This window comes from Micromonospora sp. NPDC018662 (genome assembly GCF_044391475.1).
Lineage (GTDB): Bacteria > Actinomycetota > Actinomycetes > Mycobacteriales > Micromonosporaceae > Micromonospora.
Genome location: NZ_JBISAC010000008.1, coordinates 179,029 through 192,065, shown reverse-complemented (window position 1 = coordinate 192,065; position 13,037 = coordinate 179,029). Strand labels below are relative to the sequence as shown.

General features: G+C 73.5%; 10 protein-coding genes, 1 pseudogene and 1 riboswitch. Of the genes and pseudogenes, 7 read left to right on the top strand and 4 right to left on the bottom strand.

Features of this window, described 5'->3' with window-relative positions; all coding sequences use genetic code 11:
* Positions 1-318: 318 nt before the first annotated feature.
* Positions 319-648 (top strand): hypothetical protein, encoded by a 330-nt coding sequence (locus ACH495_RS22855; RefSeq protein ID WP_013287842.1) that lies wholly within the window; start codon positions 319-321, stop codon positions 646-648.
* A 39-nt stretch (positions 649-687) separates the two neighbouring features.
* On the opposite strand, the gene ACH495_RS22850 is transcribed toward ACH495_RS22855, so the two are convergent.
* Positions 688-1,323 (bottom strand): carbonic anhydrase, encoded by a 636-nt coding sequence (locus tag ACH495_RS22850; RefSeq protein ID WP_396859736.1) that lies wholly within the window; start codon positions 1,321-1,323, stop codon positions 688-690.
* Positions 1,324-1,470: 147 nt separating this feature from the next.
* On the opposite strand from ACH495_RS22850, the gene ACH495_RS22845 reads away from it, so the two are divergent.
* From ACH495_RS22845 to ACH495_RS22830, 4 genes are all read left to right on the top strand, one after another.
* Positions 1,471-2,385, top strand: a complete 915-nt coding sequence (locus ACH495_RS22845; protein ID WP_396859735.1) for an alpha/beta fold hydrolase — start codon at positions 1,471-1,473, stop codon at positions 2,383-2,385.
* A 114-nt stretch (positions 2,386-2,499) separates the two neighbouring features.
* Positions 2,500-4,617: a HelD family protein gene (locus ACH495_RS22840; protein ID WP_396859734.1), complete on the top strand. Its 2,118-nt coding sequence runs from the start codon at positions 2,500-2,502 to the stop codon at positions 4,615-4,617.
* 77 nt (positions 4,618-4,694) lie between these two features.
* Complete coding sequence (locus ACH495_RS22835) at positions 4,695-5,609, top strand: cation diffusion facilitator family transporter (RefSeq protein ID WP_396859733.1); 915 nt, start codon at positions 4,695-4,697, stop codon at positions 5,607-5,609.
* A 142-nt stretch (positions 5,610-5,751) separates the two neighbouring features.
* A riboswitch (cyclic di-AMP (ydaO/yuaA leader) is annotated at positions 5,752-5,882 on the top strand.
* A 4-nt stretch (positions 5,883-5,886) separates the two neighbouring features.
* The gene (locus ACH495_RS22830) at positions 5,887-6,975 is read left to right on the top strand and encodes a coiled-coil domain-containing protein (RefSeq protein WP_396859732.1); all 1,089 of its coding nucleotides are present in this window, start codon (positions 5,887-5,889) and stop codon (positions 6,973-6,975) included.
* 67 nt (positions 6,976-7,042) lie between these two features.
* On the opposite strand, the gene ACH495_RS22825 is transcribed toward ACH495_RS22830, so the two are convergent.
* Positions 7,043-7,555: an SRPBCC family protein gene (locus tag ACH495_RS22825; RefSeq protein WP_396859731.1), complete on the bottom strand. Its 513-nt coding sequence runs from the start codon at positions 7,553-7,555 to the stop codon at positions 7,043-7,045.
* 62 nt (positions 7,556-7,617) lie between these two features.
* On the bottom strand, positions 7,618-7,977 hold the full coding sequence (locus tag ACH495_RS22820; RefSeq protein ID WP_091572519.1) for an STAS domain-containing protein: 360 nt from the start codon (positions 7,975-7,977) through the stop codon (positions 7,618-7,620).
* A gap of 473 nt (positions 7,978-8,450) precedes the next feature.
* Between ACH495_RS22820 and ACH495_RS22815 the strand changes: the two genes are divergently transcribed.
* A complete protein-coding gene (locus tag ACH495_RS22815; protein WP_396859730.1) occupies positions 8,451-8,855 on the top strand; it encodes a hypothetical protein in 405 nt (134 codons plus the stop codon).
* 705 nt (positions 8,856-9,560) lie between these two features.
* Here the strand turns inward: ACH495_RS22815 and ACH495_RS22810 are convergent.
* On the bottom strand, positions 9,561-12,317 hold the full coding sequence (locus ACH495_RS22810) for a cellulose binding domain-containing protein (protein ID WP_396859729.1): 2,757 nt from the start codon (positions 12,315-12,317) through the stop codon (positions 9,561-9,563).
* A 256-nt stretch (positions 12,318-12,573) separates the two neighbouring features.
* On the opposite strand from ACH495_RS22810, the pseudogene ACH495_RS22805 reads away from it, so the two are divergent.
* Positions 12,574-13,026, top strand: a pseudogene (locus ACH495_RS22805) (BON domain-containing protein); the annotation flags it as partial.
* Positions 13,027-13,037 lie beyond the last annotated feature (11 nt).

The window sequence follows — 13,037 nt, the reverse complement described above, 5'->3', positions numbered from 1 at the left end:
CCGGTGAGCCGAGGTGCGTCTTCCCCTACGACCTCGTCACCCGAGTGGCCTCTGGCACACATGATGACCGCTGTGACAGGTGGTGCGCCAGCGAATCGGAAAATTCGCCGGGGTCGGGCGGCCGGAAATACCCGGGTGGCGGACCCGGTTGTGTCCCGGTGACGGCGCGACCACCAGCCAGGCGTCGCGTTCGTGTACAGTTCTCTGGGCGGTTCTGTGCCGCCGCACGTCTTCGCGGGCCGGCGCTCACCCCGGGCGTCACTCGCACAGCCCCCGGACGGTTCCCGTCCCCACCGTACGTCTGCAAGGAGTACCTCCGTGGCGAGCAACACCTCTAAGACCGCGCGCGCGTCAGTCCGGGCCGGCCAGGCTGGCCAGGGTGGCGCCCTCAGCGTGCTGGGCGAGTTCAAGTACCTGATCCCGCTCAACGGCGGCAAGCACGCCTACGTGCGCAACCTGACCAACGGCAAGACCGCGCACCTGCGCACCGACTCCGACGCCTTCGTCGAGGAGATCCGCGTGCTGGCCGCCGCCGGCCACGCCGCCAAGATCCGCGCCGAGATCAACGGCCTGGCCGCGTCCTACCCGGACCACGGCTGGGACGCGACCGAGAAGCGTCTCGTCGAGGCCGGCGTCTTCGAGGGCTGAGCGCCCTCACCCGCACCACCGCGAACCGCCCGTCGGGGATCACCCCGGCGGGCGGTCGTGCGTCCCCTCCTCCGGCAGCAGCGTGACCTCGCCGGTGGCCAGCTCGTAGAGCGCGCCCACCACGGCCAGCTCCCCGGCCGCCACCGGGCCGGCGAGCAGGTCGTCGGCGCGCAGCGCGGTCACCGTCCGCCGGACGTGGCGACGGACCGCCAGCGGGTGGACGGCCGGGTCGGTCACGCCGACCTCGACCACCGCCGGGGCGATCCGGTCCACCACGTACCCCAGCGCGCCGCCGGGCCGCCGCCCGGTGCGCACCGCGTCGACCGCCGAGCCGACCGCGCCGCAGCGTTCGTGGCCCAGCACCATCACCAGCCGTACGCCGAGCTGGCCCACCACGTACTCGATCGAGCCGCACACCGCGCGGTCCAGCACGTGCGCGCCGGTGCGGATCACGCAGATCGAGCCGAACGTCTGGTCGAAGATCGCCTCCAGCGGTACCCGGGAGTCGATGCAGCCCAGCACCACCGCGTACGGCTGCTGGTCGCCGGAGGCCACCGCCGCGGCGGCGGTCACGTCGTGCCCGTGCAGCGGCTGGCCGCTGACGAAGCGGCGGTTGCCGGTGAGCAGCTCGGCCAGGGCGCCCCGGGGGCTGCGGGCGGCGGGCGGGGACGGCATGCCCCCAGCCTGGTCGGCGATCCGACCCGACGCGGGCGGACCGGGAATCTTCTCCCCGCCCCGGTTGCCGTGATGTCATGGCGGGTAACGCCGGTGTCACCGCCGGGTCACTCCGGTGGGCGCGCTGACGGCCCGGGGAGGTGGACCATGGAGCTGCGGCTTCCCGACGACGTACGCCTGCACGTCACCGTGACGGGGCCGGCCGACGCCGAGGTCACCGTGATCATGCTGCACGGCTGGACGCTGGACGGGCGGAGCTGGCACCGCCAGCTCACCGACCTGCGGGACCGCTTCGGCAACCGGGTGCGGGTGGTCGCCTACGACGCGCGCGGCCACGGCCGGTCGAGCTGCCTGACGCTGCGCGACGCGACCCTGGCCCAGCTCGGCGACGACCTGGCCGCGGTGGTCGACGAGTTCGCCCCGTCCGGCCCGGTCGTGCTGGTCGGGCACTCGATGGGCGGGATGACCGTGATGGAGTACGCGCACCGCCACCCCGACCGGTTCGCCGCCCGCACCGCCGGCCTGGTCTTCGTCTCGACCACTGCCGAGGGGCACACGCACACCGCCTACGGGCTCTCGCCCCGCATCACCCGGCTGATCCGCCTCGCCGAGACCACCGGCGCCGGGGTGCTGGCCCGTTGCGGCGGCTGGCGTCCGCCGTACGCGTTGCTGCGCGCGCTGCGTCCGAGCATCCGCTGGATGCTCTTCGGCGACCGTTGCGACCCGGCGGACATCCGGCTGGTCACCTCGGCGGTGGCGCACGCCACGCTGCGCTCGATCGGCGGGTTCCGCGCGTCGATCGGCGCCCAGCACCGGCTGGAGACGTTGGCCGCGCTTGGTGGGTTGCCGGCCGCCGCGCTGGTCGGCGACCGGGACCGGCTCACCCCGCCGCCGTGCGCCGAGTCGATCGCGGCGGCGCTGCCCACCGCGGAGCTGACCGTCTGCCCCGGCGCCGGCCACATGCTGATGATGGAACGGCCCGACGTGGTCAACGCCGCCGTGGCCGGGGTGCTGCGTCGGGTGTTGGCCGGCACGGGGACCCCGAGCCCGGCCGCGGCCTGACGGCGGTACCGGCACCGGCCCGGGCCGGTCGACGGCATGGCCCTGACATCCACCTTGCCGGCGGCCCGTACCCTCATTCAGCCCGTCGTGCCGTCCGACCACAGGAGCACCGCGTTGACCGACCAGACCACGCTGGACCGGGAGATCGCCGCCGAGCAGCGGCATCTCGACCGGGTGTACGCCCGGCTGGCCGAACTGCGCCGGTCCGCGGCCGACGCCGAGCGGGAGGGCTACCGGCTGGCCCGGGTCGGCACGTTCGGCGCGCTGGTCGAGCGGGACGCGATGGTCTTCCACGCCGCCCAGCGCCGGCACGTGCTGGACGCCGAGCACGAGGGGTTGGTCTTCGGACGGCTGGACCTGCACACCGGGCAGGTGCTGCACGTGGGTCGGCTCGGGGTGCGGGCCGACGACGCGGAGACGCTGGTGGTCGACTGGCGGGCCCCCGCCGCCGCCGCGTTCTACCGGGCCACGCCCGCCGAGCCGCGCGGCGTGGTGCGCCGGCGCACCATCCAGTCGGCCGCCGAGAAGGTCACCCGGATCGAGGACGACCTGCTGGATCCGGACGCCGCGCCGGCGGACATGGCGGTGGTCGGCGACGGCGCGCTGCTGGCCACGCTGTCCCGGGCCACCGGTCGCGGCATGCGGGACATCGTCGCCACCATCCAGCGGGAGCAGGACGAGGCGATCCGCTCCCCCGGCGCCGGCGTCACGATCGTCTCCGGCGGCCCGGGCACCGGCAAGACGGCGGTGGCGCTGCACCGGGCCGCGTACCTGCTCTATTCCGACCGGGCCCGGTATGCCGGCGGCGGCATCCTGGTGGTCGGTCCGTCCGGCGTGTTCGTCGAGTACATCGCGTCGGTGCTGCCCTCGCTCGGCGAGGAGACCGCCACGCTGCGCTCGCTCGGCTCGCTGTTCCCGGGCCTGTCGGCGACCCGGACCGACCCGCCGGAGGTGGCGGCCGTGAAGGGTTCGCTGCGGATGCGCCGGGTGCTGGAGCGTGCCGCGCGGGACGCGGTGCCGGACTCGCCGGCGGAGCTGCGCCTGCTCTACCGCGGTGAGCTGCTGCGGCTGGACCGGCCGGCGCTGGACGGGGTGCGGGACCGCACGCTGACCCGGGGCGCGCGCCGCAACGAGGTGCGCCGGGCCGCGTTCGACGCGGTGCTCGCCGCGCTCTACGCGCAGGCCCGGACGCTGCGGGTGGGCCGGCTGCCGGAGCAGCCCGCGTTCGAGGACGAGATCATCGAGCGGCCGGAGTTCCGCGAGTTCCTCAAGTCGTGGTGGCCCCGGCTGCACCCGCGCCACGTGCTGGGCTGGCTGGCCCGGCCCGAGCGGCTGCGTCGCTACGCCGGCGGGGTCCTCTCCTCGGCCGAGATCCGGCTGCTCACCGACGCGTACCGGACGCTGGACACGGACGGGCTGACCGTCGCCGACATCGCGCTGCTGGACGAGCTGGACGCGCTGCTCGGCACGCCGGTGCGGCGGGCGAAGCCGAAGCGGGACCCGTACCAGTTGGCCGGTGGCGTGCGCGAGCTGAGCACGTACGCGGACCGGCAGCGCGCGGCGCGGGCGGCCGCCCGGGAGCGCCCGGTGGACTACCGCGACTACGCCCACGTGGTGGTGGACGAGTCGCAGGACGTCTCGCCGATGCAGTGGCGGATGGTCGGGCGGCGCGGCCGGCTGGCGTCCTGGACCGTGGTCGGCGATCCGGCGCAGACCGCCTGGACCGGCGATCCGCAGGAGCTGGACCGGGCCCGTGACCAGGCGCTGGGGCGGCGTCCCCGGCGCCGCTACGAGCTGACCACCAACTACCGCAACTCGGCGGAGATCTTCGCGGTGGCGGCGGCGGAGATCCGCCGGCTGTACCCGGATCTGGCGCTGCCCGACGCGGTGCGGTCCACCGGTGTGCCGCCGGTGGAGCGGACCGTGGCCGCGGCCGAGCTGCCGGCGGCCACTGTCGAGGCGGCCCGGGTGCTGCTGACCGAGGTCGAGGGCACGGTCGGCGTGATCACGCCGGTGCCGCGCCGGGACGAGGTGGCGGGTTGGCTGGGCGAGCTGGGCGCCGGCCGGCTCCAGGTGGTCACCAGCCTCCAGGCCAAGGGCATGGAGTACGACGGGGTGGTGCTGGTCGCGCCGAGCGAGATCCGGGCCGACCCGGGTTCGGGGGTCCGCACGCTCTACGTCGCGCTGTCCCGGGCCACCCAGCGCCTGACCACGCTCGATCCGGTGGGGTGACACCGCAGTCACTTGCACACATAGCGATGTGAGCATAGATTGGGCCCGTCCGGGGCGCGGGACGGGAGGGTGTGTGCGTGGGCGCAGGCCATGACCACAGCGGTGCGGTGACCAACGCGGCGCACCGGCACCGGGGCCGACTCTGGGCGGCGTTCGCGCTGCTCGCCGTGCTGATGCTGGTCGAGGCGGTGGCCGCCGTGACGACCGGTTCGCTGGCGCTGCTCTCCGACGCCGGGCACATGTTCACCGACGTGCTCGGGATCGGCATGGCGCTCGCGGCGATCACCGCCACCCGTCGCGCCGGGACCGACCCGCAGCGCACGTTCGGGCTCTACCGGCTCGAGGTGCTCGCCGCGCTGGCCAACGCGGTGCTGCTCGGCGCCGTCGCGGTCTACGTCCTGATCGAGGCGGTACGCCGGTTCGGCGAGCCGCCGGAGGTTCTCGCCGGCCCGATGCTGGTGGTGGCCGTGCTCGGCCTGCTCGCCAACATCGCCGCGTTCGCGCTGCTGCGCTCCGGCGCGCAGGAGAGCATCAACCTGCGCGGGGCGTACCTGGAGGTGCTCGGCGACCTGCTCGGCTCGCTCGGCGTGATCGGCGCCGCGCTGGTCATCGCGGTCACCGACTGGTGGTGGGCCGACCCGCTGGTCGCGGTGGCGATCGGCCTGTTCATCCTGCCGCGCACCTGGCGGCTCGGCCGGGCCGCGGTACGCATCCTGGTGCAGGCCGCGCCGGAACACCTCCAGGTGACCGCCGTGCACGACCGGCTGACCGCCGTGCCCGGCGTGGCGGAGGTGCACGACCTGCACGTCTGGACGCTCACCTCCGGCATGGACGTGGCCTCGGCGCACCTGACCACCGACCCGGGCGCCGAGGTCGCCACCGTGCTGGCCGCCGCCCGGGCCGCGCTGCACGAGGACTTCTCGATCGATCACGCCACGTTGCAGATCGAACCCGGAGCGTCCACCGGTGCCTGCGGGCCGACCGGCTGGTAATGAGGACAGCCTTAAATCTGAGTGGCTATTGTTGACTTATGCCGGTTTTGCCCGGTTCTCGACGCCGGGTGACGGCGCCGGAACCGGGCAACGCCGGTAGGCTCGGTCGCGGCCACCCCGCAGGCGTCATCCGGCGTCGGCGGAGCGGCCGTCGCCTAATCGCCCGCGGGGCGAGCCGGGGAACCACGTACGTGGGGTGCATCCGCGTCAGCGGTAGGGATCTTCCGTCCCGAACCCGTCAGCTAACCCGGTCGGCGGTTGACGGAAGGACACGTGAATGCCCCCAGTGGCACCCGTACGACGAACGGCCGCCCGGATGGCGGCCCTGCTCGTCGCGATGCTGACCCTCGGCCTCGCGACGGCGCCGGTCTCCCCCGCCTCGGCGGCACCCGCGACCGGCCGGCTCGCCGCCGCGCCCGGCGACGACGACGAGGGCGGCACGCCGGCGCTGCGCGCCAAGCTCGACGCCGCCAGCAAGGGCTGGCTGGAGGCCAAGGCCGCGCTGAACCGGTCGGTGACCCGGCAGAAGCAGCTCAACGAACGACTCGTGACGATCGACGCGGAGCTGACCGAACGCAACGCCAAGGTCGGTGAGATCGCCGAGGTGGCGTACCGCACCGGCCGGATGGGCACCGCCGCGGCACTGCTCGGCAGCACCAGCCCGGAAGGCTTCATGGACCGGGCCGCCGCCCTGGAGACGGTCGCCGCGCACGAGGACCGGACACTGCGGGAGTTGATCACCACCCGCGACGAGGCGATCCGCACCCGTACCGCGCTCGACGGCGAGGTCCGCGAACAGCGCAAGCAGGTCACGGTGATGGCCAAGCGCAAGGAGCAGGCCGAGCAGGCGCTGGAGGAGGCCAACAACCGGCCGTCCGCCAGCAGCAGCGGCAGCAGCAGCGACGGCAGCGGAAGCCGGGGCACCTCCACGGCGAACGCGAAGCCGGCCAAGCGCAACTCGGACGGCTCCTGGCCGGCGGAGTCGTGCAGCGTGAACGACCCGACGCCGGCCAGCGGCTGCATCACCCCGCGTACGCTGCACGCCCTGCAACAGGCCAAGGCCGCCGGCTTCACCCGGTACGTCTCCTGCCACCGGCCCAGCGGCTCCGGCGAGCACCCGAAGGGTCGGGCCTGCGACTTCGCGGCGCAGAAGAGCGGCTTCGGTGGCGTGGCCAGCGGCGGCGACCGGACGTACGGCAACAACCTGGCCGCGTACTTCGTGCGCAACGCCGACCCGCTCGCGGTGCTCTACGTGATCTGGTTCAAGCAGATCTGGCTGCCCAGCAGTGGCTGGAAGTCGTACAGCGGGGGCAACGGCGACCCGTCCAGCGACCACACCAACCACGTGCACCTGTCGGTGTACTGACCGTCGCGACGGCACCCGGTCACACGCCGGGTGCCGTCGCACGCGAGCCGGCACGGGCGGGGCCCGGTCAGGCCGGTCGGCCCTCCAGGGTCGCGCCCAGGCGGGCGGCGAGGCCCAGGTGAGCGGCCCGCGCCTGGCGGAACGCGTAACCGAACAGCGGCGCCGGCGCGGTGAGCGTGATCTCCACGTCGATCCGCACCACGCCGTCGGGCTCGTCGCGCAGCCGGGTGTGGTTGCGGACCGTCGTCGCCGGCTGCTGCCGGGCCACGGTGACCACCTCGTCCTCGGTGGCGATCAGCACGTCCGCCTGGTAGGTCACCGGGAAGTGCAGCGGACCCAGCTCCAGCCGGTCGGTGATCGCGAAGCTGGCCAACGCGCCCGGACGGGGCGGCAACTGCCGGACCCGCACGATCAACGGATGCAGCTCGCCCTGCCGGCTCAGGTCGCCGAGCAGGGCCACCGCGTCCGCCCGGCTGCACCGGGCCTGCACGGTGTAGCTGAAGCTGTCGCTGCTCTGCAACCCGTCCCCCTCGCCGTCGTGGGTCCGGACGATCGTCCCGTACCGGGGGCGGCCTGGCAACGGGTCGAAGGTCCCCCGGTCGGCGGTGGCCGGGAGCAGGGTTCGGTGGCGCCGGGTGACGCTCAGGCGCCGGGGAGCACCTCGGGGGCGTCGTCGGCGAACCAGGGCTCCGGCGCGCCGAAGAGACCGAGCAGGCCGGTCACCCAGAGCTGTCGGTGCACGAACCGGCTCGGCTCGGTGACCACCAGCTTGACGCCGCTGACCTCGCAGGTCTGGAAGCCGGCGACCATGGCGCTGATGCCGACCGAGTCGATGAACGTGACGAGCCGCATGTTGAGCTCGATCCGGGCGGGACGCGCCTTCGCGAGCACCTCGGCGATCGCTTCCCGCACCTCGTACGCGGTGTCGACGTCGATCTCCCCACGGGGCGCGATCTGGACGACACCACCCGGACGCACCGATTTCACGATCGACAGGCTCACGCGAGCACCTCCACTCGCCCCAACGGGCGCCTCATCAGTACGCGGGCCGCGACCGAGAGTATTCCTCCAACGGCCCCGGTCGCCACCCCCCGGGATGAGCAATTCGCGGACTGGGCACACCTGGGCGAGCCCAATCCGGACCTCCGGGTTCCGATTTCCCTTCGACACGGACCAGTGACCGGCCGAACGACCGGACCGGGTCGGCCGATCCGCCGACCCAGGGTAGCGGGCCCGCACACCCCGCCGGGGTACCCGGTCCCCGGCGCGTACGGGTGATTCCGCCCACCCCGTCCCTTTCCCGCGCCGACACCGCCGGATCCCGGCACGGTGCCGTTCGCATGGCAAGCGGCACGGGAGGGGGTTTGGCGCGGGAGCGGTCGGGGCACTGCCCCCGGGGAGTGAACCGTGACGCGCCGGATGAACACCGGAGTCCGACCTGGCCGCCGGGCTTCGGCACCCGAGGAGGTAGAACGATGTTCGGATCCAGCCTGTTGGACCGCCGCAGCAAGCCCGAGCGGGTCGCGGACCAAGCATGGCAGCACCTGCTCTCCGCGGTCGGGTCCGCCGGTGACAGCGTGCGGGACGCCACCCGCGTCGCCCGCCGCAACTCCTCCGGCCTGGCCGACGACGCCACCGACCTGGTCGGCTCCGCCGCCGACGAGGCACGCCGCCGGGCCGGCCTCGCCTTCGACGCGCTCGCCGGCCGGCGCCCCGCACTGCCGTGGACGCTGCTGATCGCGGCGGCCCTGGCCGGCGCGGCCATCGGCTGGGCCGCCGGCACCGCCGCCCGCGCCGCCGGCAGCCGGGAGCGCGGCGCCGACGAGATCGAGTTCGTGGACGTCGACCGCCCCAACTCCCCCGCCGGCCTGGACGGCTGACCGCACACCCCCACCCCGCACGACCGACGGTGGCCCTCCCGGCAACGGGACGGCCACCGTCACCCTGTCCGAACCTCGGTGATCATGAGGTTGACGGCCCGGAGAGCGCTTTCCGGGGCAGCCAACTTCATGATCATCCGGTCCGTCGGGCCTGCCCCGCCCGCCCGGCGGTGGAACGCCTCAGGTGTCAGGTCGCGGTAGACACCCATACCGTTCCACCCGTGCTTCACCCTGCCTGTGACTGGAACGGTATGGGTGTGTCACGGCCCGGTAGACACCCATGGCGTTCCACCCGTGCTTCACCCTGCCCGTGAGTGGAACGGTATGGGTGTGTCACGGCCCGGTAGACACCCATGGCGTTCCACCCGTCTGCCGGACGCCCGCTGAGGAGGCGCTCCCGAAACTCCGCAGCGCACCCCGCAAGCCCTCATGAGTAACCGTCCGCCGGACAGGGTGACGGCTGACGGAGCGCTTCCCCGTGCGACCAATGCTCGCCCACCCGCTCGCGCCCAACAGCCCGACCGGTAGGAGTGAGCGGGTGATCAAGGAGTTCACGTCACCCCCGAGATCGACTCCGACACAAAACCCTTGATCACGTCCAGGGCGGGGGTGTCCTGGGCGGTCAACCTCGTGGTCAGTGAGTGGCGTCACACGCGGACCGCGCGCCGATCGGGAGGCGATCGGCGCGCGGTCCGCGGGGGATGGTCAGCGTGCGGCGCAGGAGACGGTCGGCGCGCGGTTGCCGCCGGTCGCGGTGCCGGTGAAGCCGACAGTGGTCGACGCGCCCACGCCGAGGGCGCCGTTCCAGCCGGCGTCGGTGACCGTGACGGCGGAGCCGGTCTGGGTGTACGTCCCGCTCCAGAGCTGGGCGATCCGCTGCCCGTCGGGGAACGTCCAGGTCAGCGTCCAGCCGGCGATCGGCGTGGTGCCGGAGTTGCGGACCGTCACCTCGCCCTGGAAGCCGCCCGGCCAGGAGTTCGTCACCGCGTACGCGGCGGCGCAGCCGCGTCCGGTCGGCGCCGGGGTCGGTGACGTCGGCGACGGCGACGGGCCCGTCGGCGTCGGGGTCGGACTCGTCGGCGACGGCGTCGGGCTCGTCGGCGACGGGGTCGGGCTGGTCGGGGTCGGGCTCGCCGACGTCGGGGTGGGCGTGGGCGTGCCGCCGAGGCGGTCCGCGACCAGGATGCCCCGGCCGTTCGTGCCCAGGTAGACCCGGCCGTAGACGCGCGGGTCGCCGGTGAGCGCCTCGCCCGCGTTGCCGTACTGGTGCTGGTCGTCGTTGATCCGCACCCAGGTCGCGCCCGCGTCGTCGGAACGGTAGACCCCGTGCGTGCCGTCGACCGTGCCGACGGTGAACAACGCCGGGTACGTCTTCCCGGGCGCCGCCTTGCCGAAGCCGACGTTCACCGCCGTGGACACGCCGGTCACCTTCGTGAAGCTCGCGCCGGAGTTGGTGGAGTGCCAGAGACCACCCTCACCGGCCAGCCAGATGTCACCCTCGACGCCGGGTAGCGCCTTGAACTTGACGCCGGTGGTGGGCAGGCCGGTCGCCGCGGTGGCGGTGAACGCCGCCCCGCCGTTGGTGCTGACGTAGAACTTCCCGGCGCTGACGCCGTAGAACTTGTTCGGGTTGACCCGGTCGGACTCGACAGTCGCGTTGGCCGGGATGCCGGTGGCGGCGGTCCACGAGTTGCCGAAGCCGACCGAACGGACCACCTGCTGCCCGGCGTCGGCGGGGGCCCAGACGAACTGGCTGCCGTCGGCGGACGCGGCCACCGTGCCGCCGTTGTTGATCCCGCCCGGTTCGGTGCCCTGGAACCAGTTCGCGCCACCGTCGGTGGAGAACGCCACGTGGCTGTCGTTGGGCCGGTCGGAGTCGGTGAAGTTGCCGGCCCGGACCATCACCGCCGGCTTGGTCTCCGCGTAGTCGAGGCTGGTGGTGCTCGTGAAGCCCGGCTGGGTGAACATCATCGGCGGCACCGCCGCGAGGTCGGTGTGGCGGAAGCCGCCGATGTCACCGAGGCCGCTGACCAGCGGTGCGCCCGACGGCGGGCTGACCAGGTCGAGCACGGCGGTCTCCTCCAGCCCCTTGACCATCGGCGTGATGGTGAAGGTGCCGCCGGTGTCCCACTTCGTCAGGCCGGTGGTGCCGTAGATCGTCGCGCCGGTGCCGTACATCATCCGGTCGCTGTCGAACGGGTCGATCTCCAGCGACTCGTTCATCCAGCCCAGCTTCGGGGACTCCTCCGGCGGCGCCGGGTTGGTGCCGAACGTCAGCCACGGCACCGAGCTGACGTCCATCGTGTACTTCTTGCTCCGGTTCGGATAGCTGGTGAACTCCCAGATCCGGGTCCAGGTCGCGCCGCCGTCGGTGCTGCGCCAGAAGATCGCGTCCGGCCACCAGGAGATCTGGCTGGCCACCATGAGCGTGTTCGGGTGCTGGCGGTCGATGGTCAGCCCGGAGTAGCCGAAGTAGGCATCAGCGCTGGACGACGGCACCGGGCTGATCTGCGTCCACGCGCCGGTGGCCCGGTTGAACTTCCACACGTCGCCCTTGCCGCCGTCGTACGGGCCGCCGGTGTCGCTGGTCGCGAGGTAGAGGAAGCCGCCGACCGGGTCCACCACGCCCTTGTGCGCGAGGTAGCCGGTGGGCTGGCCGGGGATCCGCTCCCAGGTCGCGCCGGCGTCGGTGCTGCGGTAGACCGGGTTCTGCTTGTCCGCCACGCCGACGTAGATGGTCTTCGTGGCGACGCCGGCCGTACCGGTGCTCTTGTCGAAGCTGACCCAGGTCAGGCCCTGGTTCTGGCTCTGGTAGCCGCTGCTGTCGTTGGGGTCGGCCCGGTAGTTGCCCACGTTCGGGAAGTTGGCGACCTTGGCCCAGGTCGCCCCGAAGTCGGTGCTGCGCCACAGGCCGTTGCCGCCCTCGGCGCCGTAGTAGAGCACGCTGTTGCGGTTCGGGTCGACCGCCAGCCGCTCCCCCATGCCCCGGCCGGGCATGTTGCCGCCGTTCTTGAACGGCAGCTCGGTGGCCTGCCAGGTGGCGCCCTTGTCGGTCGAGCGCAGGATCGCCCCGTGGTTCGGGTCCCAGTCGTTGGTGTACATGCCGACCGCGGCGTACACCCGGTTGGTCTGCACCGGGTCGGTGGCGAGGCTGACCACCCCGTTCCAGCCCCACCGGTCCGCGCCGACCCAGTCCAGCAGCGGCGTCCACGACCGGGTGGCCTGCTCCCAGCGGTACGCCCCGCCGATGTCGGTCCGCGCGTAGATCAGGTTCTTCTCGGTCGGGTTGAAGACGATGCCGGGGACGAAGCCACCGCCGTCGATCCGGACGTTCTTCCAGGTGTACGGCTCGGCGGCCGCGGCGGCGGCCGGGGGTACGCCGGTGGCGACGAGCGGCACGACGACGGTCGCCACGGTGGCGGCCAGCGCGACGGCGGCCAGGCCGGCGAGACTTCTGCGCATGGGGCGGGTCCTCTCGGTTGCCCTGAGGTGGGGGAACGGGAGCAGGGGGTGGCGCTTCGTGAGGGGGAGCTGCCCGGGCTCCCCGTCGGCGTGCTGGCTCCCGCAGCCGAGGGACCCTCAGCGTACGCCGCCCGACCGCGCCATGGAAGCGCTCCCAGATCACCCGTTCCGGATGGGGGCGGATCACCCGGTCCCGCGCAGGATCGCAGGGTGCGGGACCGCCCCCGCGCCGACGACCGACCGGAGGGAGCGCCGGATGACCACCGAGACGACGACGCGTACCGACCGGGAGATCCGGGCCGCGGTATGCGACGAGCTGACCCGGGTGGGCCTCGACGGGATCGGGGTGACAGTCACCGCCGGCGTGGTGACGCTGACCGGCCCGGTGGACGACGCCGCCGCCAGGTGGGCCGCCGAGCGGGCCACGCACCGGGTCGCCCGGGTCCGCGCGGTCGCCGACGACCTCGCCGTCCCGACCGTCCCGACCGTCCCCGCCGCCGGCCCGGACGACCCGGGGCTCGCCGTCGCGGTCGTCCGCGCGCTCGCGTGGGAGGCGTTCCTGCCGGTCGAGGCGCTGCGGGTGACCGTCGCCGACGGCTGGGTCACGCTGCGCGGCGAGGTCGGGTGGGAGTACCAGCGGCGGGCCGCCGAGCGGTCGGTCGCCCGGCTCACCGGCGTACGCGGCCTGAGCAACGGGCTCACGGTGCGACAGTGACCGGC

What these genes read in the sequence shown, in the direction of transcription:
- ACH495_RS22815 (WP_396859730.1), top strand. Translation starts at nt 8,451, where the DNA reads ATGTTCGGATCCAGCCTGTTGGACCGCCGCAGCAAGCCCGAGCGGGTC.
- ACH495_RS22845 (WP_396859735.1), top strand. Translation starts at nt 1,471, where the DNA reads ATGGAGCTGCGGCTTCCCGACGACGTACGCCTGCACGTCACCGTGACG.
- ACH495_RS22830 (WP_396859732.1), top strand. Translation starts at nt 5,887, where the DNA reads ATGCCCCCAGTGGCACCCGTACGACGAACGGCCGCCCGGATGGCGGCC.
- ACH495_RS22810 (WP_396859729.1), bottom strand. Translation starts at nt 12,317, where the DNA reads ATGCGCAGAAGTCTCGCCGGCCTGGCCGCCGTCGCGCTGGCCGCCACC.
- ACH495_RS22850 (WP_396859736.1), bottom strand. Translation starts at nt 1,323, where the DNA reads ATGCCGTCCCCGCCCGCCGCCCGCAGCCCCCGGGGCGCCCTGGCCGAG.